Origin of the sequence: Rhizobium sp. BK418, from assembly GCF_004341105.1 — a bacterium.
GTDB lineage: Bacteria > Pseudomonadota > Alphaproteobacteria > Rhizobiales > Rhizobiaceae > Rhizobium.
In genome coordinates, this window is the sequence record NZ_SLZK01000001.1 from 1,110,524 (window position 1) to 1,133,423 (window position 22,900).

Annotated in this window: 29 protein-coding genes; 7 read left to right on the forward strand and 22 right to left on the reverse strand. The window is 61.2% G+C overall.

From position 1 onward, the window contains the following. Positions 1-184: 184 nt before the first annotated feature. The 6 genes from EV281_RS05610 to napE form a co-directional block, all read right to left on the reverse strand. Positions 185-892: a NapC/NirT family cytochrome c gene (locus tag EV281_RS05610; RefSeq protein WP_132651905.1), complete on the reverse strand. Its 708-nt coding sequence runs from the start codon at positions 890-892 to the stop codon at positions 185-187. Then, positions 889-1,281 carry a nitrate reductase cytochrome c-type subunit gene (locus EV281_RS05615; protein ID WP_245508233.1) on the reverse strand — a complete coding sequence of 131 codons (393 nt, stop codon included), beginning with the start codon at positions 1,279-1,281 and terminating at the stop codon, positions 889-891. Before EV281_RS05615 ends, EV281_RS05610 begins: the two co-directional genes overlap by 4 nt. A gap of 101 nt (positions 1,282-1,382) precedes the next feature. After that, positions 1,383-3,887 (reverse strand): periplasmic nitrate reductase subunit alpha, encoded by a 2,505-nt coding sequence (gene napA / locus EV281_RS05620; protein ID WP_132651906.1) that lies wholly within the window; start codon positions 3,885-3,887, stop codon positions 1,383-1,385. Then, complete coding sequence (locus EV281_RS05625) at positions 3,862-4,143, reverse strand: chaperone NapD (protein ID WP_132651907.1); 282 nt, start codon at positions 4,141-4,143, stop codon at positions 3,862-3,864. Before EV281_RS05625 ends, napA begins: the two co-directional genes overlap by 26 nt. Beyond that, a complete protein-coding gene (locus tag EV281_RS05630; RefSeq protein ID WP_132651908.1) occupies positions 4,136-4,654 on the reverse strand; it encodes a ferredoxin-type protein NapF in 519 nt (172 codons plus the stop codon). Before EV281_RS05630 ends, EV281_RS05625 begins: the two co-directional genes overlap by 8 nt. 9 nt (positions 4,655-4,663) lie before the next feature. Next, positions 4,664-4,873, reverse strand: a complete 210-nt coding sequence (gene napE / locus EV281_RS05635; RefSeq protein WP_132651909.1) for a periplasmic nitrate reductase, NapE protein — start codon at positions 4,871-4,873, stop codon at positions 4,664-4,666. Positions 4,874-5,180: 307 nt separating this feature from the next. Here napE and EV281_RS05640 point away from each other — a divergent pair, with 307 nt between their 5' ends. Beyond that, positions 5,181-5,837 (forward strand): glutathione S-transferase family protein, encoded by a 657-nt coding sequence (locus EV281_RS05640; RefSeq protein WP_132651910.1) that lies wholly within the window; start codon positions 5,181-5,183, stop codon positions 5,835-5,837. A gap of 36 nt (positions 5,838-5,873) precedes the next feature. Here the strand turns inward: EV281_RS05640 and EV281_RS05645 are convergent, their stop codons facing one another. The 6 genes from EV281_RS05645 to EV281_RS05670 all read right to left on the reverse strand — a co-directional run bounded on the left by EV281_RS05645 (position 5,874) and on the right by EV281_RS05670 (position 10,149). Continuing rightward, positions 5,874-6,347: a hypothetical protein gene (locus EV281_RS05645; protein ID WP_132651911.1), complete on the reverse strand. Its 474-nt coding sequence runs from the start codon at positions 6,345-6,347 to the stop codon at positions 5,874-5,876. Positions 6,348-6,724: 377 nt separating this feature from the next. Then, positions 6,725-7,237 carry a GFA family protein gene (locus EV281_RS05650; protein ID WP_132651912.1) on the reverse strand — a complete coding sequence of 171 codons (513 nt, stop codon included), beginning with the start codon at positions 7,235-7,237 and terminating at the stop codon, positions 6,725-6,727. A gap of 39 nt (positions 7,238-7,276) precedes the next feature. Next, positions 7,277-8,128 carry a transglutaminase domain-containing protein gene (locus EV281_RS05655; RefSeq protein WP_132651913.1) on the reverse strand — a complete coding sequence of 284 codons (852 nt, stop codon included), beginning with the start codon at positions 8,126-8,128 and terminating at the stop codon, positions 7,277-7,279. A 214-nt stretch (positions 8,129-8,342) separates the two neighbouring features. Beyond that, positions 8,343-8,747 carry a PAS domain-containing protein gene (locus EV281_RS05660; RefSeq protein WP_132651914.1) on the reverse strand — a complete coding sequence of 135 codons (405 nt, stop codon included), beginning with the start codon at positions 8,745-8,747 and terminating at the stop codon, positions 8,343-8,345. Between the two features lie 201 nt (positions 8,748-8,948). Next, positions 8,949-9,476, reverse strand: coding sequence for a DUF4142 domain-containing protein (locus EV281_RS05665; protein WP_132651915.1), 528 nt, complete (start codon positions 9,474-9,476; stop codon positions 8,949-8,951). An 88-nt stretch (positions 9,477-9,564) separates the two neighbouring features. Further along, complete coding sequence (locus EV281_RS05670) at positions 9,565-10,149, reverse strand: glutathione binding-like protein (RefSeq protein ID WP_132651916.1); 585 nt, start codon at positions 10,147-10,149, stop codon at positions 9,565-9,567. A gap of 113 nt (positions 10,150-10,262) precedes the next feature. On the opposite strand from EV281_RS05670, the gene EV281_RS05675 reads away from it, so the two are divergent. Next, positions 10,263-10,643 carry a helix-turn-helix domain-containing protein gene (locus tag EV281_RS05675; protein ID WP_132651917.1) on the forward strand — a complete coding sequence of 127 codons (381 nt, stop codon included), beginning with the start codon at positions 10,263-10,265 and terminating at the stop codon, positions 10,641-10,643. A gap of 112 nt (positions 10,644-10,755) precedes the next feature. Here the strand turns inward: EV281_RS05675 and EV281_RS05680 are convergent, their stop codons facing one another. Beyond that, a complete protein-coding gene (locus EV281_RS05680; RefSeq protein ID WP_132651918.1) occupies positions 10,756-11,994 on the reverse strand; it encodes an alpha-D-ribose 1-methylphosphonate 5-triphosphate diphosphatase in 1,239 nt (412 codons plus the stop codon). Beyond that, positions 11,973-12,386, reverse strand: coding sequence for a hypothetical protein (locus EV281_RS05685; RefSeq protein ID WP_132651919.1), 414 nt, complete (start codon positions 12,384-12,386; stop codon positions 11,973-11,975). Before EV281_RS05685 ends, EV281_RS05680 begins: the two co-directional genes overlap by 22 nt. 301 nt (positions 12,387-12,687) lie before the next feature. Here EV281_RS05685 and EV281_RS05690 point away from each other — a divergent pair, with 301 nt between their 5' ends. Further along, the gene (locus EV281_RS05690) at positions 12,688-14,811 is read left to right on the forward strand and encodes a M10 family metallopeptidase C-terminal domain-containing protein (protein ID WP_132651920.1); all 2,124 of its coding nucleotides are present in this window, start codon (positions 12,688-12,690) and stop codon (positions 14,809-14,811) included. A 133-nt stretch (positions 14,812-14,944) separates the two neighbouring features. On the opposite strand, the gene EV281_RS05695 is transcribed toward EV281_RS05690, so the two are convergent. Continuing rightward, positions 14,945-15,283: a hypothetical protein gene (locus EV281_RS05695; RefSeq protein ID WP_165911841.1), complete on the reverse strand. Its 339-nt coding sequence runs from the start codon at positions 15,281-15,283 to the stop codon at positions 14,945-14,947. Positions 15,284-15,525: 242 nt separating this feature from the next. Here EV281_RS05695 and EV281_RS05700 point away from each other — a divergent pair, with 242 nt between their 5' ends. After that, positions 15,526-16,476, forward strand: a complete 951-nt coding sequence (locus tag EV281_RS05700) for a PHB depolymerase family esterase (RefSeq protein WP_132651921.1) — start codon at positions 15,526-15,528, stop codon at positions 16,474-16,476. 31 nt (positions 16,477-16,507) lie between these two features. On the opposite strand, the gene EV281_RS05705 is transcribed toward EV281_RS05700, so the two are convergent. Further along, positions 16,508-16,948, reverse strand: a complete 441-nt coding sequence (locus tag EV281_RS05705; protein WP_132652024.1) for a hypothetical protein — start codon at positions 16,946-16,948, stop codon at positions 16,508-16,510. 320 nt (positions 16,949-17,268) lie between these two features. Between EV281_RS05705 and EV281_RS05710 the strand changes: the two genes are divergently transcribed. Next, positions 17,269-18,330, forward strand: a complete 1,062-nt coding sequence (locus tag EV281_RS05710; protein WP_132652025.1) for a class I SAM-dependent methyltransferase — start codon at positions 17,269-17,271, stop codon at positions 18,328-18,330. 392 nt (positions 18,331-18,722) lie between these two features. Here EV281_RS05710 and EV281_RS05715 read toward each other — a convergent pair whose 3' ends face one another. Beyond that, complete coding sequence (locus EV281_RS05715) at positions 18,723-19,442, reverse strand: DUF1236 domain-containing protein (RefSeq protein ID WP_132651922.1); 720 nt, start codon at positions 19,440-19,442, stop codon at positions 18,723-18,725. Positions 19,443-19,626: 184 nt separating this feature from the next. On the opposite strand from EV281_RS05715, the gene EV281_RS05720 reads away from it, so the two are divergent. Next, complete coding sequence (locus EV281_RS05720; RefSeq protein WP_132651923.1) at positions 19,627-19,830, forward strand: hypothetical protein; 204 nt, start codon at positions 19,627-19,629, stop codon at positions 19,828-19,830. A gap of 152 nt (positions 19,831-19,982) precedes the next feature. On the opposite strand, the gene EV281_RS05725 is transcribed toward EV281_RS05720, so the two are convergent. The 4 genes from EV281_RS05725 to EV281_RS05740 all read right to left on the reverse strand — a co-directional run bounded on the left by EV281_RS05725 (position 19,983) and on the right by EV281_RS05740 (position 21,132). Continuing rightward, a complete protein-coding gene (locus EV281_RS05725; RefSeq protein WP_132651924.1) occupies positions 19,983-20,189 on the reverse strand; it encodes a hypothetical protein in 207 nt (68 codons plus the stop codon). A gap of 38 nt (positions 20,190-20,227) precedes the next feature. Continuing rightward, positions 20,228-20,470: a 30S ribosomal protein S21 gene (gene rpsU, locus EV281_RS05730; protein WP_132651925.1), complete on the reverse strand. Its 243-nt coding sequence runs from the start codon at positions 20,468-20,470 to the stop codon at positions 20,228-20,230. A 28-nt stretch (positions 20,471-20,498) separates the two neighbouring features. Further along, positions 20,499-20,789 (reverse strand): cold-shock protein, encoded by a 291-nt coding sequence (locus tag EV281_RS05735; protein ID WP_132651926.1) that lies wholly within the window; start codon positions 20,787-20,789, stop codon positions 20,499-20,501. A 133-nt stretch (positions 20,790-20,922) separates the two neighbouring features. Next, positions 20,923-21,132, reverse strand: coding sequence for a cold-shock protein (locus EV281_RS05740; RefSeq protein WP_132651927.1), 210 nt, complete (start codon positions 21,130-21,132; stop codon positions 20,923-20,925). Positions 21,133-21,546: 414 nt separating this feature from the next. Here EV281_RS05740 and EV281_RS05745 point away from each other — a divergent pair, with 414 nt between their 5' ends. After that, positions 21,547-22,059, forward strand: coding sequence for a GNAT family N-acetyltransferase (locus tag EV281_RS05745; protein WP_132651928.1), 513 nt, complete (start codon positions 21,547-21,549; stop codon positions 22,057-22,059). 21 nt (positions 22,060-22,080) lie between these two features. Here EV281_RS05745 and EV281_RS05750 read toward each other — a convergent pair whose 3' ends face one another. Further along, entirely contained in the window at positions 22,081-22,494 is a 414-nt protein-coding gene (locus EV281_RS05750; RefSeq protein WP_245508221.1) for a hypothetical protein, read from the reverse strand. Positions 22,495-22,900 lie beyond the last annotated feature (406 nt).

Here is a 22,900-nt window from a genome sequence, read left to right on the forward strand (position 1 = left end):
ATGATTTTGCCGACCTGCGGGGAAACGGCCGGCGGAGGGAGAGGCTGCCCGTACTTCATGGCGCCGAAACGCAGGTGCGGGGCAAAACGTTCCGCTCACCAGCAGAAATTCGTCCGCTTTCAGACGGTTAGGGCATGACGCATGCCCTGCCCTCCCCGGGAATTTCCGGCAAAGGCGGCAGCCCTCAGTCGTTGACGGCCACCGCATCGGCTGTGCCGAGATAGGCCGCGAGCTTGGCCCGGTCATGCCATCCAAGATCGGCCGTCTTGCCCATCAGTTCCGCCGGCACCTTCCAGCCCGGATCGACGCCTTCCATGTTCGGTAGCTCATGGGCGATGCCCTTGTGGCAATCGATGCAGGTCGCCTTGCCCGGCAGCAGGTAACGCGTGTGGATCTCGGCCGCGCGCACCGTTTGTTTCGTCAGGTCCATGGCGCCCATCGAGTGGCAGTTGCGGCATTCCAGGCTGTCATTGGCCTTCAGCCGCGCCCATTCGTGCTCGGCGAGTTCCAGCCGCTTGTCGAGGAATTTCTCGCGCGTGTTGATCGTCCCGAATATCTTGCCCCAGACTTCCTTCGACGCCTGCATCTTGCGGGCGATCTTATTGGTCCATTGGTGCGGCACATGGCAGTCGGGGCACGTGGCGCGAACGCCCGAGCGGTTGGAGAAGTGAACCGTGCGGCTCAGCTCCTCGTAGACGTTCGTCCGCATTTCATGGCAGCTGGTGCAGAAGGCTTCGGTATTGGTCATCTCGAGCGCGGTATTGAATGCGCCCCAGAACATGACGCCGCCGACGAAGCCGCCGAGCGTCAGGAAAGCCAGGCTGAGTGTCGCCGCCGGCGTACGCAGCAAGCGCCAGCACCAGAGGACTATCGCCTTGATCCTGCCGGTCATTGCTCGCTTCCCGCAGGCTTGAAGCCCAGCTCGCTCATGTCCTTGAAGGTGTTCGGCACCAGCGGCTTCGCATCCGCCTGGGGCACGTGGCAGGCGGTGCAGAAATACCGCCTGGGCGAGACGTCGGCCAGCATCTGCCCTTCGCGGGTCATGTAATGGGTGACGCTGATCATCGGCGCGCCCGAGCCTTCGGTCAGCTCGCGGCGATGGCAGGACAGGCAGCGATTGGCATTCACCGTCAGCTGATAGCCCTCGATCGAATGGGGGATGATCGGCGGCTGGTCCGGATAGTTCCGCATCTTCCTGACGTCATCGACGACCCATTTGGGAACCGGCTTCGCCTCCTTGTTCTCCATCGGGTTCTCGCTGCCCGACAGGGAGGGCACCATCTGCGCCAGCGTGACGGTGCCGGTGAGCATGAGAAGGGCGACGGCTGCGATTGCCCAGACGCGCCTCGTGATCAGGCGCGCCATGATCAAGCGGCGACGGGTCAGACAACGGGAAGAAGCTTGACTGCGCATTTTTTGAAATCCGTCTGCTTGGAGATGGGGTCGGTCGCGTCGAGCGTGACCTTATTGATCAGCTGGCTGGCGTCGAACCACGGGACGAAGATCACGCCATGCGGCATCCGGTTGCGCCCGCGGATTTCCACGCGGCTGATGATCTCGCCGCGCCGGGACTGGATGCGCACCTCCGCCCCCTGATTGAAGCCCATCTTCCGGGCGTCATCACCATTCATGAAACAGCGCGCGCCGGGAAACGCCCTGTAGAGCTCGGGAACGCGCATCGTCATCGAACCCGAATGCCAGTGTTCGAGGACGCGGCCGGTCACGAGCCAGAAATTAAACTCGTCATCGGGCGACTCCGCAGGCGGCTCGTAGGGCACCGCCAGGATGACCGCGCGGCCGTCCTTCTGCCCGTAGAATTTCAGCCCCTCGCCTGGCTTGACATAGGGATCGTAGCCTTCGCGATAGCGCCACCGCGTCTCCTTGCCGTCGACCACCGGCCAGCGCAGGCCGCGCACCTGATGGTACATATCGTAAGGCGCCAGATCATGCCCATGCCCGCGGCCGAACTCGGCATATTCCTCGAACAGCCCCTTCTGGATGTAGAAACCGAAGGCCTTGGCCTCCCGGTTCTCATAGTCCGGCGAGACGTCCGACAAGGGGAATTCGTCCACCTTCCCGTTCTGGAAGAGCACCTGGTAGAGCGTCTTGCCCTTGTAGTCCGGGTTCTTATCGAGGATGTCGGCGGGCCAGACCTCATCGGTGGTGAAGCGCTTGGAAAACTCCACCAGCTGCCAGAGGTCCGAGCGGGCCTCGCCCGGCGCGTTGACCAGCTGGTGCCAGACATGCGTGCGCCGTTCGGCATTGCCGTAGGCGCCCTCCTTCTCCACCCACATGGCCGCCGGCAGAACCAGATCGGCGCTCATGGCGGTCACGGTCGGATAGGCGTCCGAGACGACGATGAAATTGTCGGGATTGCGATATCCCTTATAGGTCTCATTGCTGGTGTTCGGCGCGGCCTGGACGTTGTTGTTGACCTGCACCCAGTAGAAATTCAGCTTGCCGTCATGCAGCATGCGATCCTGCTCGACGGCATGATAACCGGGCTTGTCCGGCAGCAGCCCGTCCGGCAGCTTCCATATTTCCTCGGCGTGCTTGCGATGCTCCGGATTGGTGACGACCATGTCGGCCGGCAGCCGGTGGGCAAAGGTACCGACCTCGCGGGCCGTGCCGCAGGCCGACGGCTGTCCCGTCAGCGAAAACGGGCTGTTGCCGGGCTCCGAAATCTTGCCCGTGAGCAGGTGCAGATTATAGACCATCTGGTTCGCCCACACGCCGCGCACATGCTGGTTGAAGCCCATGGTCCAGAGCGACATGACCTTGGTTTTGGGATCGGCGTAGAGTTCCGCGAGCTGTTCCAGGAAGGCGCTGTCGACGCCCGAAAGCTCGACCGCCTTTTCGAGCGTATATTCGGAGACCATGGCCTTGAAGGCCTCGAAATCGATCGGCTCCATCTTGGCGGCGTCGGCGACACCCTTGGCCTTCATTTCCAGCGGGTTGTCGGGACGCAGGCCATAGCCGATATCGGTCGTGCCTTTCATGAACTTCGCATGCTTGTCCACGAAATCCTGGTTGACGCGGCCGGTCTGGATGATGTGGTTGGCGATGTAGTTCAGGATCGCGAGGTCCGTCCCCGGCTTGAAGATCAGGGGAATGTCGGCGAGATCCATGCTGCGATGCGTGAAGGTGGAGAGCACCGCGACCTTGACATGCTCGTGCCCCAGCCGCCGGTCGGCGACGCGCGTCCAGAGGATCGGATGCATCTCCGCCATGTTCGAGCCCCAGAGCACGAAGGCGTCGGCGTTTTCGAAATCGTCGTAGCATCCCATCGGCTCGTCCATGCCGAAGGTGCGCATGAAGGCGACCGCCGCCGAAGCCATGCAGTGGCGCGCGTTGGGATCGAGATTGTTGGAGCGGAAGCCAGCCCGCATCAGTTTTGTGGCGGCATAGCCTTCGAAAATCGTCCACTGGCCGGAGCCGAACATGCCGAGCGCCGTCGGCCCCTTTTCCTTCAGCACGCGCTTGGCCTGCGCCGCCATCACGTCGAAGGCTTCTTCCCAGGTGACGGGTTCGAACTCGCCGTCCTTGGCATAGATGCCGTCCCGCTTGCGCAGCAGCGGGCTCGTCAGCCGGTCCTTGCCGTACATAATCTTGGAGAGGAAATAGCCCTTGACGCAGTTGAGGCCCCTGTTGACCTCCGCCTCCATGTCGCCATGGGTCGCGACGACCTGGTTCTCCTTCACGCCCACCATGACGCCGCAGCCGGTGCCGCAGAAGCGGCAAGGCGCCTTGGACCATTTGATCTCCAGCGCCGCCACCCCGCCGGGCACCGACTGGGCCGAAGCGGGCGCGGCGATACCGGCGGTCGCAGCCGCGATCGCCGCGGCCTGCGCCTTCAGGAGATCACGCCGCGTGAGTTCGGTCGTCATCGATCGTCTCCTTCATTTCCAATGCCTGTTCGAAAACCATATGGGCGGCGAGCACGCCGTCCATTGCCGAGATGCCGATGAGCGTTTCCCCGAGCACGCTGGAATGCGGCCCTTCGATCACAATGACGATCTTGCCCGCTCCCGTAGCGTGAACCTCCACCCCCTCGATTGCCGCCAGACGCGCTGCGACATCTTCGGTCAGTTCCGGACGGGTGACGACGACGGCGCTGGAGACGTGATGGCGGCTGTCAGACATGGGTTGCCTCCCGATGGCGGGGTTTCATCGCGATTGCATCGGCCGGACAGACCGAAATGCAGGCGCCGCATCCCGTACAGGCATGCGCATCGAGCTCGGGAACGAACGGCCCGCCGAGCCGCGGCCAGAACCGGATGGCGCCGACCGGACAGCTGTCGCGGCAGGCCTGACAGTCGACATAATTATTGGCGAGGCACCCGTCATCGATAACAGCATGATGGGCAAAGCTGTCGGCGGTACCGGCCGGAAAGACATCCTCGGGACATCGTTCCGCGCACTGGCCGCAAAAGGTGCATTCCCCAAGCCGGAAATCCACGGTGGGAGCGCCCGACCGGATCGAAATGATCTTCGTGGGGCAGGCTTCGACGCAGGCGCCGCAGCCCGAACAGCTTCGAACGGATGTTTCAGTCGCTCCGGGAGGAAGCATCCTCTCGGGAGGGAAGATCGCGGCCGGATCGTCCGAGGAACTGCCTGTGAGAAAACCGCGCCGAGTGCGAGTCGAGAGAACCATTGGAGATCCTCACTCTGCCGAGCCTGGAGGCGCGGCCTTGACGTCATGAGGTCCTGGCGGCCCGTACACGATCTGGTACATCCAGACCGCAAAACCGTAACCGCCGACGACCCCGACGGCGACCACCGGCCAGATTCCGAAAGCGAGCACGGCGAAGGTCAGCAGCTCGCGCCTGCGCTTCCTCCTGAACTCTGCGACAGAATCCGTGATTTGAGCCAAAAGTCCTCCTAGAGTTGCGGATCAGATTGCCACAACCCCTCATGTGTGTCCATCCGCCATCGCGACCGCATGGCGGAGTCGGTTGGAGAATATGTATCGCACGCTCGCCCGGTGGTCCTTGACACAGATCAAAGCAGGTAGCCGAAGATACTGAATCCACTGCCGCAGCAGTGCCCCTTCCGGCAACCGTCGCAAGGGTGACCGGGGCCGCTCCGCTTGAACCCGGGCGGGGATTATTTCGGGCATCGGCTGTCGGATTCCGGCCCACCCGCCCGTCTAGGAGACAGACAGGCCGAGGAGAACGATCATGACGATTACCATTACCGCATTCGAAAACTCGCCCGACCGCGGCAGAGGTCTGGCGCGCGACATGCGCGTTCGCTGGGCGCTCGAAGAAGTGGGGCTGCCTTATGAGGTCCGCCTCGTCTCTTTCAAGGAGATGAAGCAGCCCGCTCATCTGGCGCTTCAGCCTTTCGGGCAGATCCCGACCTATGAGGAAGGCGGTCTTGCCCTCTTCGAATCCGGCGCAATCATCCTGCACATCGCCGAGCGCCATCCGGGCCTGTTGCCCGACGATGCCAACGCCCGCGCCCGCGCCATCGCCTGGATCTTCGCCGCCGTCTCCACGATGGAACCCGTCATCGTCGACCGTGAAACCGCCAGATTCGAAGAGGGCACGGAGAGCTGGTACGACGAGCGCCTGGCCCATGTCGAAAGGCGCATCCGCAAGCGGCTCGGCGAACTCTCCAGGCGGCTTGGCGATGCCGACTGGCTGGACGGAACATTCAGCGCCGGCGACCTGCTGATGATCTCGGTGCTCTTGAGGATGGAAGGATCGGCCCTGCTGGCGGAATATCCAAACCTCTGCGGCTATATCGCACGCGGGCAAGCGCGCCCGGCTTACCAGCGCGCCTTCGAGGCGCAGAGGGCGGTGTTTCTGGCCGTATCTGCCGGCGGGCAATAGTCCTGACAGGGTTGATATCCGCGGGCGCGGCGAAATCTACAGGAAAAATTTCCCCTCGGCTTCATAGCCTTCCGGTTTCGGAACGGGAAGAGCATGAAGTTTTTCCTTCATGTCAGCCCGAAGATAGGTGTCGAATACAAAGCGTCTTCCATGACCCATAAGATGCTTGGCGGTTTGCCGCTCGAGCCAGGCGCTAGCGGTCGCGCCTACAAATTTCCGGTACCGGACTCTGTTGGCTAAAGGCATAGTGAGCGTGAACCGCTCGCGTTGGTTCCCTGAGGCTTCGGCCTGAGGGTGTTTCGAATGGTCGTAGTTCCACCAGACCGAAACGCGCAGCTCGCCGTAGCTGATGCTTTGCCAGAGTACCACCGACGGATATCCGGCAATATCGGCAAACAGGTGGCCATCCTCGTCGGTTGGACCATTACCGGGCGGGGCAGCAAGGGATATCCTGCCCTGCTTGATCGCATCGTTCATCCCTAAAACGAGCAATTTCCGGTAGCTGTCCATGAGGCCCTCCCCGATTGTCTGACATACAAGGCGAGCGTTTCACCTTTGTCGTTTTCACTTTCCGGCCGCTTTTCACAAAGCGCACGGCAGTACCTTGTGCATAGACTCAGTTGAGGTGGTGGCAGACGAACGACGGATCTGGAGGCGCGCCGGAAGCGACATAGTCATGGGTTACGGCCAGTGGGCAACGCGCGCTGATGTGAGTGGAGATGATGAGACCCTTGGGTGAAGCGATCTGAAAGTTCACCGCTTATCTCGGCTCGTCATGCCCATTGATTGGACAGGAGGTTCGATATCTCCTTCGGGCGGCCGATAACCGCCCCACGCCGCCGATCGCTCTGGCGTCATTCAATGCGATCAGAGTTGGAGGCCGAGGTTCAATCACGCCCCCTCACCGCCGCCCCCTTGACCATCCATGAGGTGGTGTCGTGATCGGGGTGCTGGTTGCTGCTCTCCTTGATCGCCGCGGCCCAGTCAGCGCCGTTGTCTTCGGTCCGGCCGGTATTTTCTATCCCCGTGATCGTATCGAACCATGCCACCATGTTTTCGGTGCAGGTATTGGCGAGCGGCGGAAAGGCGTGCGGATTGTCGAGCGAACCGATCATCAGGTTGGTGCGGCCGTTTTCGAGGTGGTGGAAGAACAATGGTGTGCCGCAATTGGCGCAGAAGCCGCGCTCGACAAGCTCTGAGCTCTTCCAGACATCCGGTTTGCCGCGTGTCCAGGTGAGCGCGTCATCGGGCGCGGCGACGAGCGCGGCAAAGATGTTGCCCGAGGCTTTCTGGCACATGCGGCAATGGCAGAGATGCGAATTGTCGAGCATGGCGGTTGCGTGGTAGCGCACCGCGCCGCACTGGCAGCCGCCGCTGACCTCCATCTCGATACGTTTCATTTTTCTCCTCCGTGGAAAGGCAGGTTTGGGTCACCTCTTTTAGGTTCTCGTCTTTTGATCGTCCAGCGCCGCCGGTATCTCCAGCCACCGGTCTGCCTGGACCAGCCAGTCCGGCTTGCGCGCCACCAGCGGCTGCTCTGGGCGGGCGGCGAGGTCGTCGAGCCATGCCAGCTCATCCTGCGGTACCTGCCGGCTTGCCTGGGGCGCCTCGCGCCAGCGATCCCAGTCGGATGTCACGCGGCCGTTCAGGACGTGGTGGTCGCGCAGGACGTTGACCTTCAGGAACCACAGGCCCGTCGTGCTGCCATGCCCGAAGCTTGCAGGCTCCGCCTCCCCGCGCCGGCACTTCAGCCAGGCCTCCCCCGCCATAAGAAAAACGTCGCGCGGCATGTCGGCAGCGTCGAATTCGATGTGTCTTTTGTCTCTCAGCATCGCGTCTATCTGTGCGTCGGCGAGCTTCCAGGCACCGGATCTGCCGTCGCGATATTCGCAGATCCAGTGATCCTCCCATCCGATCGAAAAATAGGATGCGAAACCGCAGCGCACGCGGGCGGGAACGTCCTTGCCCCGCAGGAAGGCGCAGAGCAGGAGCGCGAAATCCCGGCATGTTCCGACGGAACGCCTGTCGGCCGGTCGCGCCTGTGCAAGGGGCCGGTCGTCACGCTGCAGGATGTCGGCAAGCCGTTCGGCGATCGGCAGGGTCTGCCGCGCGGACGGCCCGAGCTTCGACGCGTCGAGACCATAATCCGCGAGCCAGCTGGAATGCACCAGGAGGCCCTGTACGATGCCGGCGAGATGCCCGACCTCGTCGGGAAAAGAGGCGATGATATCAGCGTGATGGCCGGGGTCGGACATCGGCGTATGAGCAATCCATCGGTCAAGGCTGGTCATGCTGGCGCTCCGGTTGATGGATACGGCACCAGCCAAATCCATCAGGAGGCCGCCGGCAAGGCCGGGAAACGGGCAATTCGGCCACATTGCCGCATGTTATTGTTTATCGTCGGCGACCGCATATCGCGCAAACGTGAGCAGCGGTTCTGCGATGATAAACGCAAAGAGACAATGGCTTAAAGCGTAGAGCGGATATGAAGAACCGCGACGCGCTTTAATGCGCGAACGGTCCCTTATCCTCGTGCTCGGCCGCCGGCACGACAATGCCGGAATAGAGCACGGGTGATCCGCTCTGATCGCGAAAGGCCCGGCCGAAAGCCGCTACCATCCGGTACCGACCGTCCCTGCCCAGGACGCGATAGGTGCTCTGCTGCGCGATATCGGCGACGAGCACCTCCGAAATCTTCTTTGCCAATCCCGGCCGGTCGTCGGGGTGCACACGCGCAAGATAGTCTTCCAGCGGCAGGCCGCGCACCGTGGCGTTGGGATCGAGGCCGAAAAGCTCGGCGAGCGCGCTGTCTGCGAAGACGAGGTTCCTGACAATATCCCAGGTATAAATCCCCGCATCGCTGGCAACGTCTTCGAAGGTCTCGAACGAAGAAACGGCGTCGCCAATCATTATCTGCGTGTCTCCGCTTTTATTTCAGCGAAGCCTAAAGATTTGCCGGGTAACTTCAACCTAGTATTGACCGCAATACACAACGGCCGAAGTCGCCGGCAGACCGACGACAGCTCGGCGCGGTCTCTCTTCACGAGCGAGAAGGGTACGGGGCGGGAAGGATTAGGGCCGGATCTCTATCCCGGCCCCTCACCTCATGCTTTACTTGTTCAAATCCTTCGCCATCTGCAGGTGATGTTCCAGCGCCGGGCGCGTTTTGGCGGCCCAGGCCTTCAGCTCCGCATTCTCGCCCTCATCGCCATAGCGCTTGAAGAGATCGACGGCGTCCTCATGGGCGTCTTCCTGGTCGGAGTGATATTGCTTGGTGAAGTCGTCGCCCTGCAGGCTCTTGAGCTTGTCGAGCATCGACTGCTGCCCCGATGTCATCGTCGGCGGGATCGTCGCATTCACCTTGCCGCCGGAAACCAGCGCCTTCAATTCCTCCGTCGTTTTCTGATGATCCTTGACCATCTGCTCTGCGAAAGCCTTGGTCGGCGCATCGGCGCGCTCGATCGCAAGCTTGCTGGATTCGATCTCGAACATGTCGGATGTCGCGGCCTCTGCCACGAAATCCTCCGTCTTCGGCGCGACGCCGAGGACGGAATTGACACCGGTTTTTTCCGCCGCCGTCTGCGCAAGAACGGGGGATGCGACGAGCATGACAAGTCCGGCAAGAATGATAGGCTTCATGATTGTTCTCCTGATGGGCGCGCCGTCAAGCCAACAATCCACGCGAGCAAAAGTTCCTCATGTCTGCAAATGCCGGAAATCTCCGCACTCAGCCGAGCCCTTCCTCGGCAAGGGCCTGGATCACGGAGGGCAGTGCCCGCATGCGGTCGAGAGACCTGCGAAGCCTGTCCGGCAGCTCGACGCCGCTCCTCGGTGCAACCATCAGCACCCAGAACAGATAACAATCGGCGATCGTCAACTCGTCGCCGACGAGGAATGTCCTGTCACCCATCTGATCGGCGAGGATGGCGAAGGCCTGCGCGAGCTTTTCGCGGGCACGCGCCTTCTCCGGCTCCGGGAAATCCCTGAAGAACGGCTGGTAGCGGGGATGGATCTCGGATGACATGAAGGCAAGCGCTTCCAGCACCCGCCATCGAAGAAGACGATCTTCAGGCAAGAGCCTGCCGCTCGTCTCGGCGATATAGTTGAGGATGACCTGGTTCTCGGTCAGGACCGTTCCGTCCTCCAGCTCGAGGGCAGGAATATAGCCTTTCGGATTGATCGAGAGGAAATCGCGGCCGTCCTGCGTCTTCTTCCCATGATTGATGCTGATGAGCCGGTACGAAAGCCCGGCCTCGATGAGCGCGATATGATCGGCAAGGCTGCAGGCGCCCGGATAATAGATGAGGTTCATGGTGGTCTCCCGGTGGTGACCCGTCTCGGCGAGACCAGGTCCGGATTGTTGACCACAGCCATTTATGTGACCTAAAAATGCCCGTCAAAAGCATATCTTTGGGAGTTGGTCAGATGGATATGACTGGCAGGCCGACGGCAACCGACTGCAAAGGCGTCAGCGAAATTCTGAGCCGGGTCGGCGACAAGTGGACTATCCAGGTGGTGGTCGTGCTTCGCCGGGACGCTCAAAGGTTCAACGGGCTCAAGCGGCAGGTGAGCGGCATCTCCCAACAAATGCTGACGCGCACGCTGAAGACGCTGGAACGCGACGGCATGATCGAAAGAACCGTCCGCCCCAGCACCCCGCCGCAGGTCGAATACAGGCTGACGCCGCTCGGGCACTCCCTGTCGGAAACCGTGCGGCAGCTTGCCGACTGGGCGGCTGAAAACCGGGGAAATATTGAAGACAACCGCCTGCGCTACGACACCGACCACGCCGCCGATCAAGCATGAGCGGTCCGCGACGGCTGACGCCGCCTGCGTGACGATTGCCAGCCGGACAGGCTCACGCATCGCTGCGAGACCGTCGCGACCGGAAACGAATCCTGGCGCTTCGTCGCCGCTATCAGGCCATTGCCGGCTCGCCGGCGGGCGCAGCGCGATAGGCTTCGCGGCCGCCGACCCAGGTGCGGCGAACGGCAGGCGCGCCACCCTCCGGCCAGTCGACCAGCACCAGATCCGCCCGCTTGCCGACTTCGATCACGCCGCGATCGGCAAGGCCGGAAGCGAGCGCCGGATTGCCTGAGACGAGCGGCCAGAGCGCATGGAGCGGCGCCACGCCATCGGCCTTCAGCCGTGCGAGGCCAAGCAGCATGGCCGGATAATAATAGTCGGAGGCGAGAATGTCGCAGAGCCCTTCGCGGATCATGTCGGCCGCCCCGATCGAGGCGAGATGACTGCCGCCGCGCGTGGCGTTCGGTGCGCCGAAGACGATGAAATCGCCGGCATCGCGCGCGGCCCGCGCCACCCGCCGGTTCATCGGGAATTCCGAGATCCGCGCCCCGCGCTGGCGGAAGAAATCGCGCGTTTCGATCTGGCTGTCGTCATGCGAGAGCATCGGCGCGCCGGCAGCCTTTCCAAGCGCGGCCACCTCTTCGATCGCCTCGGGCACCTGCGGGCGGAGCGCCCACATGTCCCGCACCAGCGCCACCATGTCGGCGACCGGGATTTTCGCCCGTTTGGCCCGCTCGCCCATCTTCTCGGCGAAGGCAGGCGTTGTCGGATCGACTGTCGGGAAGGCCGGATCGAGGTCGAAGGGCCGTTCCTGCAATGGTATCGAGGGATGCAGCATCACCATCGACGTGTGGTCGTTGAAGGCGATCGACGGCAGGCGCGGACCGGCAAGCGCCTCGCGAATGAGGTCGATCGCCTCGAAGCAGAAGGTTTCCCAGCGCAGCTGCACGCGATTGTCCACCGTCAGCCGCGGGGTCAGCGCATCGAGCGCCCGCACGATGGCATAACCGGTTTCGACCGAGCGCAGCCCCGGCTCCCAGCTCAGCGTCAGCGCATGATAGGCGGTGGCAATGCCGTTGGCGGCAAGCTGGCGGTCGGTTTCGAGCAGCGCGGCAGCGACCGGCAGCATGGTGCCCGGCCGCGGCATGACCTGCCGCTCGAAGGCGTCGCCATGAATATCCACGAAAGCCGGCCCGAGCAGATGGCCGCGTCCGTCGACGATATCGGCTCCGTCGCGCGCGCCGTCGATCGCGGAGATCCGCCCGTCTTCGACGCGCACGGAGGCGGCTTCCAGACGATCGCCGAATACCACGGTGGCGCCCTCGATGATCACTGGCCTGTTGTTCTGCATGGGTCTGGTTCCAGAAAAGAGAGATGCGGGCAGCCATATCCGCCGAGACGCCGCTGACCGGCTGCGCCGGCGCCCGCTTCTAACCAGCCCATATGACAAATTTGCGAACGTTGCTGTGCATGGATGGACATTGATTTGGAAAGACCGGGAGTTTGGAAAAATCGGCGGCGACAGTGACCTTTCGAGGCCGGCGCGGCGCTTGCCGGATGGGTTGAGCGGGGAGAGCAATTTGACGGGTAATCCGAGCGCAGTGATTCGTTCCGTGCGACGATCAATGCCCCTCCATTGCCGTCTCGATTGGTGCCTATCGTAAGGCGAGGCTGCCCAAAATTGTTAAAAATCTGAAAAAATGTCGATTCCTCATTTGGCGTGAGAAATCCGGTCGCGCCCATCAGATTTTCCTAATGTTTTCAACGGACGCTTGTCGCAATAGTTGCGAAAAGATTAATTCGCGGAGTACGAGACATTTATACTGCCCCATTTTGGGCAAGTCCAATTTCCGCAAATATTTCAAAACGTAACTTCGGAGTGATTTGGATAATGTGGCAGCAATAAGGCTATGATTTCTCAAGCACTTACTGCCCCGTTGCTGTTGCGCCCTCGAAATTGTCGCCCTATAAACCGCCGCCGTAACGACTGATTAACCAAAAATACTAATCAGCAAACACAACGCTAAGGTTGAGGAACAAGAACATGACGACATACTACGTATCAACGGCCGGCAGTAGCGGCGGCAACGGCAGTACCTCGTCTCCCTTCCGCACTATCAGCGAGGCGATGTCGGCTAACCTGAAGCCCGGCGATGAGGTCGTGGTGAAGGCGGGGACATACAACGAGAGCATCAACATCGATAAGAGCGGCTCGGCGGCAGGCGACATCACGCTGCGCTCGGAAGTGCCCGGTGGGGCGCTGATCCGGCCGCCCGCAGGCTCGTACAACGCAATCAGCGTCAACGCCAATTACGTGACGATCGACGGCTTCGACATCAAGGGTGGCCCCGGCGACGGCATCGAAGCGAACAACGTCCATCACGTCTCCGTGCTCAACAACAAGGTTCACGATGCCGGAGAGTCTGGCATTCAGTTCAACGGAGCAGACTTCGTCAGGGTCGAAGGGAACGAGACCTACCATAACGCGTCATCGGGCTGGTTCTCCGGCATCTCGCTCTACGAGAACCGGAACCTTACCGGCGATACCTCGAACACCGGCTACCGGAACATCGTGCGCAACAACATTTCGCACGACAACGTCACGAAGTCGGGCGAGCACACCGATGGCAACGGCATCATCATCGATGATTTCCAGAGCACCCAGACGAGCGGTCATCCGAACTACACGTTCAAGACCCTGGTCGACAACAACCTCGTCTACGGGAACGGCGGCAAAGGCATCCAGGTAACCTGGAGCGACTCCGTCACTGTGTCGAACAACACCGCGTACCACAACAATCAGGACCCGCAGAACACCGGCACCTGGCGCGGCGAACTCAGCAACTCGGCGTCGAGCAACAACACCTGGGTCAACAACATTGCCGTAGCCGACCCGTCGGTGAACAAGAACAACACGGCGATCGATAACACGTCGACCAACGGCTACGTCAACAGCAACGTCGTCTGGGCCAACAACACCACCTACAACGGCACCGCCGGCCAGGCTTCGGTCAAGACCGACGGCGGCAACGCGATGCCAAGCACGGCAAACGGCAACCAGCTCGGCGTTGACCCGAAATTCGTAGGCGCAGCGAACGGCGACTTCCACCTCGCCTCCGGTTCGGCGGCGATCGACCACGGAACCAGCAAGTACGGCGTCAGCTCGGTCGACCTCGACGGCGACCATCGCGTCGTAGGAACCGTCGATATGGGTGCCTACGAGTCGGGCTCCAGCTCGGCACCGTCGACGCCAACCACGCCGCCGACTTCGGGTACGCCAACCACGCCACCGACGTCGGGAACGCCAACCACACCGCCGACTTCGGGTGAACCAACCACACCGCCGACGTCGGGAACGCCGTCCACGCCCCCGACTTCGGGAACGCCGTCCACGCCGTCTCAGCCGAGCACGCCGACCACGGGGACGAAGGTCTATACCGGCACCAGCGGCAACGACACCATGCCGCATACGGGCCAGGCCAATGGCGGCAATGAAACCTGGAAGGGTCTCGGCGGTAACGACGTGTTGAAGGGCGGCGCCGGCGCGGACCTGCTCGACGGCGGTAGCGGCAGCGACACGGCCACCTATGCGGGCTCCGCTGCGGTCAAGGTCAACCTGGCGACTGGAGCTGCATCGGGCGGGCATGCCGCCGGCGACAAGTTCGTCAGCATCGAGAACCTGACTGGCTCCAGCTACGCCGACGTGCTGACCGGCAATACCGGCCACAACGTTCTCAATGGCGGAGCCGGCGCGGACAAGCTGGACGGCGGCGCCGGTGCTGATGTCATCGTTGGTGGTGCCGGAAGGGACGTCATGACCGGCGGCTCCGGCTCGGATGTATTTGCCTTCAAGGCATCGTCTGAAGCCGGCCGCGGAGCGACCCGAGACTTCATCACCGACTTCCGGCACGGCGTCGATAAGATCGACCTCTCGGCGATCGATGCGAACGGCTCTGCGAAGGGCGACGGAGCCTTCCATTTCCAGGCGCAGGAAAACGCCACGTTCGACCATAAGGCTGGCGCGCTCGCCTGGCACTATGACGACAGGGCTGGAACCTCGAACGACTCTACCATCGTCCAGGGCGACCTGAATGGCGACGGCGTTCATGACTTCGAGATCCAGCTGCACGGCCTCGTCCACCTGGGGTCAGGCGATTTTCTCCTGTAATCATACCGGTTGTGGCGGTCGTCCGATCGCCACAACACTTCCAAGACTGTTCTGTTATCCGGGTGGGACCGCACTTGCTTTTGGTTCCACCCGGATAAAGCCCCTGATGGACTCCCTGAGCCTTGCCGAGGGATCAGGTCAAAAAGGGCATGATGTCCACGCCGTCGCCGGGAAAGACGGTAATGTGGGGGTGGTCGATGAAAAGCCTTGCGGCGGCATCGGCGGTTTCCGCCTCAACCACCAGATAGCCGCAGAATTGGTTTACAGCCTCAGCGACGCCGTCCTTGGTGACGCGCGTTGTCTTTCCCACCATGCCGCCCCGATCAAGGATAAACGCAGCGTTTCTTTCCTCCCAGGCCGTCCACTGTGCAATGCCGATGGTATCGACAGCATCCTGCTCGGCTTTAGGCAGACTTCGAAAAGACGCAAGGTCTTCGGGCTCCATGGTGTAAACGGCAAGGAAACGGGGCATGCGTCACCTCTACGATCGTTAATGGGTGTCAGCTTAGATGTCGCGCATCGGAATCTGCCACGATACATGGAATAACCGCTTCTGACCGCCCAAAACCATCATTCAATGATCCGGACTTCAATATCCGCTCTACGCCGGTAGTGACATCACACCTATGGGAGCGACTTCTTTCGATCATTGCCAGCAGTGCGGAATGACTTATGCTCCGCCGCTGTATTTTCATCAGAAAGCGGTGAGATCCAATGTTCTGCGCATTGCGACGCCTGCCATTTGCCGCCTTCCTCTCTCTCCTCGGCTGGACATTTCTCCTCGGCCTGACGGCCGCCCATGCCGATGAAATCCTGACTTACAGTTGGCAGGGAGCAGACCGTACGGCGATCCTGCATATTCCCAAGGGAGCGGCCGGTCGCCCTGCCCCTGTTGTCATCGTCATGTACGGGTCCGACGACAAGGCCGTCAATTTCCAGAAAAACAGCGGATTTGATGCGGTCGCCGATCGCAATGATTTCATCACCCTTTATCCAGAAGCGATCGATGGCGCCTGGAACATCAAATCGAGAAGGCCTGTCATCAATGGCGAGCCGGTCGACGACATCGGCTTTTTCCGCACCATGATCGACGATCTGGTGAACCGGAAGATTGCCGACGGGACAAGGATCTATGCCACCGGCTTCTCCTTCGGCGCGCTGATGACCTATACGCTCGCCTGCGCGCTTCCTGACAGGATATCGGCGATTGCGCCCGTCGCCAGCGCGATCAACGAGAGACAAGTCGAAGACTGCAAGCCGGGTCACCCCATGCCGGTCATGATGGTGAACGGCACGAGCGACGACGTGCAGCGCTACGATGGCTATATCCGGTCCTTCGGAAGACTGCTGTCAGTGCCGGAGGCGACGGAATACTGGCGGCGGATCGACGGATGCACCGGGGAAAATGTCACACCGCTGCCGCATCTCGAGCCGCATGACCTGACCCGCGCGAGCCTGGTTCAGTGGACCGGCTGCCGGCCGGGGACCGCGGTTCAATTGTATCGCATCGAAAACGGCGGCCATTGCTGGCCCCGTCTCGCGAGATCCGATACCGGCTCCGGCAACGACGATCCGGTCGATGGCCCCCGTTTCGGGGGATGCAGCAACGATATCGAGACGGCGGTCGAAGTATGGAACTTCTTCAGACAGTATCACGGCGCATGATCGAGACATGCCGCAAGGCCGAGCGGCGGCCTTACTTCACGCTGATGCTCATACCGCTGATATCGGCGTTGACTTGCAAGCCGACCTGCCTGCCCGTCAGTTCGAGTTGGGCGCCCTTGTTATTGGTCATGACGATCACCTGGGCTCCTTTGCCGACCGCGCCGCCACCGCCCGCCGCACCGTAGACACCCGTCACATCCTGAGCGCGGCGAATGTTGCGCACGGTACCCTGGAAATAGGTCTTGGAAGCACCGAAGGCGAGGCCGCCCGAGATGCCGCCGATCGTGATCGGATATCGGCGACCATGGAAGGTCAGCGTACCGTCGCCGCCGGAGCCGCCGACGAAGAAGGCAGCCTTGTAGACGGAAAAGCGGATCGTACCGCTGTCGGCATGCGCGGCGCCGGCAAAGCCAACTCCCGCGGCGGCGATGGCGGCAATGGCTGCTGAACGAAATCTGGACGAAATCATGATGACAGGCTCCTCAAAAAGCACCGCTGGTCCCGTCAGCCGGGGACTCAGCGTCAACTCGATGTCATAGCTCGAACAGCCTCGCACGTCATTAGTTCCAAGGTACAGGGAGACGGCTCACCGACCGTTTCGCTTCATGCCGTCAAGAATTTTCGAAAGCCGGAGGTCGCGTGTTTCCAATCACCCGCCGCCCTGCAATCACCCGAATGCATGATTGACTGTCCCCCGCCCCGGCCTAAAATCCGCGCAGGTCGATCCATCGGGCTGGGGCGCGCGCATCTATGGAGGGTGCCATGCAGAATTCCGATAGGCAGAAACCTGAAATGCAGCAGCCTGACATGCAGAAAGTCGATGCACTCGTCGGCCGTCTGGTGGGCGATCTCGGCGCCAGCGTATCCGGCGTGCTCGTCGTGCTCGGCGATCATCTCGGCCTGTTCAGGGCGATGATGGACGGGCGGCCGCGCTCCTCGATGGAGCTTGCGGAAACGACGGGGCTCACCGAGCGCAATGTGCGCGAATGGCTGGCGGCGATGGCGGCTGCCGATTACATCACCTATCACGAGGCCTCGAACAAATTCGCCATGACGCCCGAACAGGCGCTGGTCTTTGCCAATGAAGACAGCCCCGCCTTCTTCGGCGGCGCCTTCGAAATCGTCCAGTCGATGTGGATGGACGAGCCGAAGGTGGAAGACGCCTTCCGCACCGGCAAGGGCCTCGGCTGGCATGAGCACAGCACCTGCCTCTTCCGCGGCACGGAGCGCTTCTTCCGGCCCGGCTACAACAGCCATCTCGTCGAGGAATGGATCCCCTCGCTGCAGGGTGTCAAGGAAAAGCTGGAACGCGGCGCTGAAGTCGCCGATATCGGCTGCGGCCACGGCGCCTCGACCATCCTCATGGCGAAGGCCTTCCCGAACTCGCATTTCCACGGCTTCGATTATCATGGCCCCTCGATCGAGCGCGCCAGGCTGGCCGCCAAGGAGGCAGGCGTCGAAGACCGGGTGAGCTTCGAAAAGGCCTCGGCCAAGGAATTCCCGGCCGGCAATTACGATCTCGTCGCCATGTTCGACTGCCTGCACGACATGGGCGACCCTGTCGGCGCCGGCCAGCATATCCGCGAGACCATGGCCGAGGACGGCACCTGGATGATCGTCGAGCCCTTCGCCCATGACGGGCTGAAGGATAATCTCAATCCCGTCGGCCGCGTCTATTACGGCGCCTCGGCGATGATCTGCACCCCGGCATCGATGGCCCAGGAAGTCGGCCTCGGGCTCGGCGCGCAGGCGGGCGAGATGAAACTGCGCAAGGTGGCGATGGATGCCGGCTATCACCACTTCCGCCGCGCGAGCGAGACGCCGTTCAACATGATCTTCGAGGTTCGGAACTGAGTTGGGAGTTTGGATCGAAGATAGTAGGGCGCGGTCATCTTGACTCCCTCACTCCTGTGCTTGTCAGAGGAATCTAGCCTGCCCAACTCCTTGGGCAGGAAAGATTCTTCGTTTCCGTGAGTCATCCTTCGCGCCGCCGGCTCGCATAGATACGAAGCCCGAAAAGTAGTGTGGACCGTCGTGAAGACCCCTCCCCAACCCCTCCCCACAAGGGGGAGGGACTAACCCGGAGCACCACTTCGCTCCTTCGGAAATGTCGAATACGGCGAAACGGGTGCAGCAGGTTAGGTCCCTCCCCCTTGTGGGGAGGGGTTTGGGGAGGGGTTTTGGGGAGGGGTTTGGGGAGGGGTTGGGGAGGGGTCTTCCTTTTGTCATTTTCATCTGCGGTCGACCTAAGCCGCGATGATATAGACGATCTGCAGACTGCTCGGATCGACGATGACGATCCGGCCGTCCGCCAGCACGAAGTAGCGATAGCCCTTGTACTCCGGCACGATCTTGACGATGCGCGCCGGCAGGGTCGCAAGGTGGACCTTCTTCGGCACCGCTGTTCCGACGGCGATGTCGAAATCCGTCTCCTTGACGGGGGCGACGTGAACGTCCTTCAGGCTCTGGCGAATTTCGGTCTGCTGTTCCGTCGTGATGTTGACATTCGCCGTGGTGTTCGACGTCTGGTTCTTGGTCGTGGTGCTGCCCGTCGTTTCACCGCTGGGCTGCGTGGTCGACTTCTGCTGCGTCATCGAGCTGCCGGAATTCTGTTGCGATCCGGGTTTTTTTATCGTGGTTTCACCCGATGCCTGGCCTGTGATGGTTCCGCCGGCCGAGGGATTGGTTTTCGGGGGCTGCTGCGCGTTCTGCTGCATCTCCGTGCCCTTGCCCGAATTCTGCTGTACCTGTTTGCCCTTCTCGGGTGTCGGGCAGCCGCCCGATGCATCGGGTGTCGGGCAAGCCGTCGTGCCCGACTGCGGCTGACCGGATTGCGACTGCCCGGGATCGGATTGCGGCTGGCCGCCGCCCTGCATGTTCTGCTGGGCCGAGGTCGGGAATGCGGCAAGCGGCGACACGCTGATCGACAGGGCCGCCAGCATCATGGTCAGATGAGTGGTTTTCATGCTGAATCTCCTCGGAGTACGGGCGCGCCATACCATCCGCGTCGTCACCAAACCGAAAAGCAGAGCAACTGTTCCCGACGCCGGGAACTAATTCGAAAGAACTTAAGTCTTCTTCCAATATTAAACTGCAACGAGGGAACAATGATCAGTCATGCCGGTTATAATCGCAGCAAAGGATAAGGCCATGACAAAGGTCCTACATTCACGCCCGATCATTATCTCGTCAGATCGTCTTGACGACTGCAAGGAATACCTCGGAGACGAATTTCATCTGATGATCGATCATGCCCTCAGCGTCGGTTGGTCCCTTGATGAGGTTGTCGTCGCCCTCAGCGGCCTTGCAGAGGAGGAAATCTCGGTGCCGGAGCGTGCGGTCACCCTGCATTGAAATCAACAGACAGAAAAAAGGCCGGGGCTATGAAACCCGGCCTTTCTGCGATTGCAATGGTGTGAGAGGCCCCGACCCATCCTCCGGCCTCGTCAGTCCGAAGACGAGCAAGATACGCGCCGCGGCAAGGCCGCAGTGCCTCACCCGGCTAGCTAGCGCTTCTTCGCTGCCTTGACCTTTTTCACCGGTGCCTCGGGAACCGGCTGGGCGAGCCTTAGGGCGCGCAGCTTTTCCGTCTTCTTCTGCCGGGCGGCAACTTCGCTGGCGAGGATGTCCCTGGCAACCGAGGTCGTCTGATCGGCCTTCGCCTGCGGCGAAAGCTTCTCGGGCTTGAAGAATGTGTTTTTCGTCTCGGTCATGTCGCCTCCTTTTCAACGGATCCCTGACCGGGAAAGCCTCAGCGGCCGCGCGCAATCACCTTCTTCTTCGGCGCCGGCAGCAGGCCTTCGCGCTGCGCCTGTTTGCGGGCGAGCTTACGGGCGCGACGGATGGCTTCGCCCTTTTCGCGGGCGCGCTTTTCCGACGGCTTCTCATAGGCGCTGCGTTCCTTCATTTCCCGGAACACGCCTTCGCGCTGCAGCTTCTTCTTGAGCACGCGCAGCGCCTGCTCGACGTTGTTGTCTCGGACGAGTACCTGCAAGTTTTCTCCTTAATCAGCGCTGTTGCTGTTACTTCCTGGTGCGGATCGAATTCGAATTGATCCAGCTCGATGTCGAACTCTCGGGTGCCGCCCGCGCCTGGGATGGCGGGGACGACGAAGGCGATGCAAGCCCGTCTATATCATCCTGGCGGATGCTGCGCTCGAAATTCTCGCTCTGGAACCGGACGCGATAATGGACGAAGCCCTGCGCAGCCGGCAGAATGGATAGGACCTTGCCGGAGCCGGAGGGCTGGGCGCTGCCCAGTACGCCATGCTTCAGCACGACTGTATCACCCGGCCCGTAACGACGATATGTCATGTCGTCCTATTCCTCGTGAAATGAAAAATAAAAGGCCGGGACTGCTCCCGACCTTTCCCGGCCAGCACCTGGCCCTCGTCATCGGCCTCTGCGCGCCAGTACATCCGTGGTCGCGCGAAACCGTGACTTATCCTCAGACAGCCCGCAGGTTGTCGGCCGAGCTCTTGCCCGAGCGGCGATCCTGCACGATGTCGTAGGTGATCTTCTGGCCATCGGCCAGCGAGCGCATGCCTGCGCGTTCGACTGCGGAAACATGGACGAAAACGTCCGTGCCACCATTGTCAGGCTGGATGAAACCAAAACCCTTGGTAGCATTGAACCACTTGACTGTACCTGTATTCATAACGATCTCCTTTCAAAGCAACCGTTTAAATTCCCGCGATACCCTGCGAGCTTGGGGTCGATTATTTGGAAGGAAATCTGACGAGAGCAAAACGCTCTTGAATGACGTCACAAGCAATGGTCGATCAGCACAATATAAGGTCAATTTTAGATTTGGCAACAGACGTAAGCGGAAAAACTTCGAATCGGCTGTAGGTTTTTTCTATAAATGACTCATTTTTCGGGTTGAATTATTCGCGCAAGACGAGCGGCGGCGGCCGGTGTGTCCCATTATATCCCCGCGCAGCACAACCATAAAGACCGATCACCCCTGCCGGCAGCTCGCCGCTCGCACAGCATATGGCCTTACACCCGGCGGCGATGTAGAAAGCATCTGCGCCCTCGGGCGCCACGATCGCAAGCCACTGGAACCACCATGCCGACGAAGCCGGTTGAACACGCAGTCAAGATCCGCCCTGCCATATCAGGCGACATGGAAATCCTCGGCAGCTTCGGCGCCATGCTCGTGGCGCTCCATCACAAACTGGACAGCAAGCGCTTCATCGAGGCGGCAAAAAGCACGCCCGCGCGTTATGCGCATTTCCTTGAAAGCCAGCTCGCCCGGCCCGAGGTCATCGTCATGGTCGCCGAAGAGAACGGCGCCCTGCTCGGCTATGCCTATGCGGAGCTGGAAGGCTTCGACTACATGGCCCTGCGCGGACCGGCCGGCGTCATCCACGATCTCTTCGTCGATCCGGGCCGCCGGCGCGAAGGCGTGGGCAGAATGCTGCTCGAAGCGGCGATGGCCAGGCTGCAATCCCTCGGCGCCGACCGCTTCGTGCTCTCGACCGCCCACCGCAACGAGACCGCCCGCAGCCTCTTTGCCGCCATAGGCTTCCGCCCGACGATGATCGAGATGACCCGCGAAGCGGATGAGGCGGCCGGCTAAACGCCCGCCCGCCCTAACCGCCTAGTTCAGCACCAGTACATTGAACGTGGTGTCCTTGATCAACCCGTCGCCGTGAGGAGCCCGCAGGACAAACTTGTCTTTGCCGGTATATCCGCCCTTGGCGGTGTAATAGAGAACGAGACCCGGTACCTCGACATTCCGGCAGTGGGCATACGATCCGCTCGCATCTGGAAATATACGCTCACGCGCAATCTCGACACGACCGTGCTTCGGAGCCTCGACGATGCGGGTGACCGGCACATCTGCCAGCTTGCAGTTATTTTTGATGTGCCAGTGCTGACCGAGCTTCGACCGCACCCCCGTCATGACCGTTCTGGATACGGATTGCCGTTGATAGCTGTCGGCCGCCTCCGCCGGACCGGACGCGCTTGCGGCCAAAGAAACGAGAGCCAGAGTTGCAATGAACTTCTTCACGATATCTTCTCCTGCGTGTGGCCACTGGCGTAGCCGAACCCTAGGGAAAGTCAATTCTGAATTGTGAAATTGCGACTTGCCGTAATGTCGCAGATTCAGCCGGAGCGAAAGAAGACAGCTGTTACAGCAAAGTAACGGCCAGTAAGACAGCCCCTTCAGAAAGATCAGCCGGGCGGCCTCTTCCGCCATCGACCCGCCATTTTCTGCAATCATGCCTAGAAGCGGCCGGATTGGTGCATTCTTTCAAATGGGTTTTCGATGAAGTCATGTCATGTTGCAGCCGCAGTCTTTGCATCGCTTTTCCTGGAGCTGACAGCCTCGGAGGCTCTCGCTTGCAGTTGCGCTAAAATGTCTGAAGAGCAACAATACTCCGACGCCGATCTCGTGGTGAGAGGCCGCATGAAGC

Excerpts from the sequence above, each read along its gene's own strand:
- EV281_RS05610 (WP_132651905.1), bottom strand. The coding sequence starts at position 892 with ATGACCGGCAGGATCAAGGCGATAGTCCTCTGGTGCTGGCGCTTGCTG.
- EV281_RS05615 (WP_245508233.1), bottom strand. The coding sequence starts at position 1,281 with ATGGTGCCCTCCCTGTCGGGCAGCGAGAACCCGATGGAGAACAAGGAG.
- napA (WP_132651906.1), bottom strand. The coding sequence starts at position 3,887 with ATGACGACCGAACTCACGCGGCGTGATCTCCTGAAGGCGCAGGCCGCG.
- EV281_RS05625 (WP_132651907.1), bottom strand. The coding sequence starts at position 4,143 with ATGTCTGACAGCCGCCATCACGTCTCCAGCGCCGTCGTCGTCACCCGT.
- EV281_RS05630 (WP_132651908.1), bottom strand. The coding sequence starts at position 4,654 with ATGGTTCTCTCGACTCGCACTCGGCGCGGTTTTCTCACAGGCAGTTCC.
- EV281_RS05640 (WP_132651910.1), top strand. The coding sequence starts at position 5,181 with ATGACGATTACCATTACCGCATTCGAAAACTCGCCCGACCGCGGCAGA.
- EV281_RS05645 (WP_132651911.1), bottom strand. The coding sequence starts at position 6,347 with ATGGACAGCTACCGGAAATTGCTCGTTTTAGGGATGAACGATGCGATC.
- EV281_RS05650 (WP_132651912.1), bottom strand. The coding sequence starts at position 7,237 with ATGAAACGTATCGAGATGGAGGTCAGCGGCGGCTGCCAGTGCGGCGCG.
- EV281_RS05655 (WP_132651913.1), bottom strand. The coding sequence starts at position 8,128 with ATGACCAGCCTTGACCGATGGATTGCTCATACGCCGATGTCCGACCCC.
- EV281_RS05660 (WP_132651914.1), bottom strand. The coding sequence starts at position 8,747 with ATGATTGGCGACGCCGTTTCTTCGTTCGAGACCTTCGAAGACGTTGCC.
- EV281_RS05665 (WP_132651915.1), bottom strand. The coding sequence starts at position 9,476 with ATGAAGCCTATCATTCTTGCCGGACTTGTCATGCTCGTCGCATCCCCC.
- EV281_RS05670 (WP_132651916.1), bottom strand. The coding sequence starts at position 10,149 with ATGAACCTCATCTATTATCCGGGCGCCTGCAGCCTTGCCGATCATATC.
- EV281_RS05675 (WP_132651917.1), top strand. The coding sequence starts at position 10,263 with ATGGATATGACTGGCAGGCCGACGGCAACCGACTGCAAAGGCGTCAGC.
- EV281_RS05680 (WP_132651918.1), bottom strand. The coding sequence starts at position 11,994 with ATGCAGAACAACAGGCCAGTGATCATCGAGGGCGCCACCGTGGTATTC.
- EV281_RS05685 (WP_132651919.1), bottom strand. The coding sequence starts at position 12,386 with ATGGGCGCGACCGGATTTCTCACGCCAAATGAGGAATCGACATTTTTT.
- EV281_RS05690 (WP_132651920.1), top strand. The coding sequence starts at position 12,688 with ATGACGACATACTACGTATCAACGGCCGGCAGTAGCGGCGGCAACGGC.
- EV281_RS05695 (WP_165911841.1), bottom strand. The coding sequence starts at position 15,283 with ATGCCCCGTTTCCTTGCCGTTTACACCATGGAGCCCGAAGACCTTGCG.
- EV281_RS05700 (WP_132651921.1), top strand. The coding sequence starts at position 15,526 with ATGTTCTGCGCATTGCGACGCCTGCCATTTGCCGCCTTCCTCTCTCTC.
- EV281_RS05710 (WP_132652025.1), top strand. The coding sequence starts at position 17,269 with ATGCAGCAGCCTGACATGCAGAAAGTCGATGCACTCGTCGGCCGTCTG.
- EV281_RS05715 (WP_132651922.1), bottom strand. The coding sequence starts at position 19,442 with ATGAAAACCACTCATCTGACCATGATGCTGGCGGCCCTGTCGATCAGC.
- EV281_RS05720 (WP_132651923.1), top strand. The coding sequence starts at position 19,627 with ATGACAAAGGTCCTACATTCACGCCCGATCATTATCTCGTCAGATCGT.
- EV281_RS05725 (WP_132651924.1), bottom strand. The coding sequence starts at position 20,189 with ATGACCGAGACGAAAAACACATTCTTCAAGCCCGAGAAGCTTTCGCCG.
- EV281_RS05735 (WP_132651926.1), bottom strand. The coding sequence starts at position 20,789 with ATGACATATCGTCGTTACGGGCCGGGTGATACAGTCGTGCTGAAGCAT.
- EV281_RS05740 (WP_132651927.1), bottom strand. The coding sequence starts at position 21,132 with ATGAATACAGGTACAGTCAAGTGGTTCAATGCTACCAAGGGTTTTGGT.
- EV281_RS05745 (WP_132651928.1), top strand. The coding sequence starts at position 21,547 with ATGCCGACGAAGCCGGTTGAACACGCAGTCAAGATCCGCCCTGCCATA.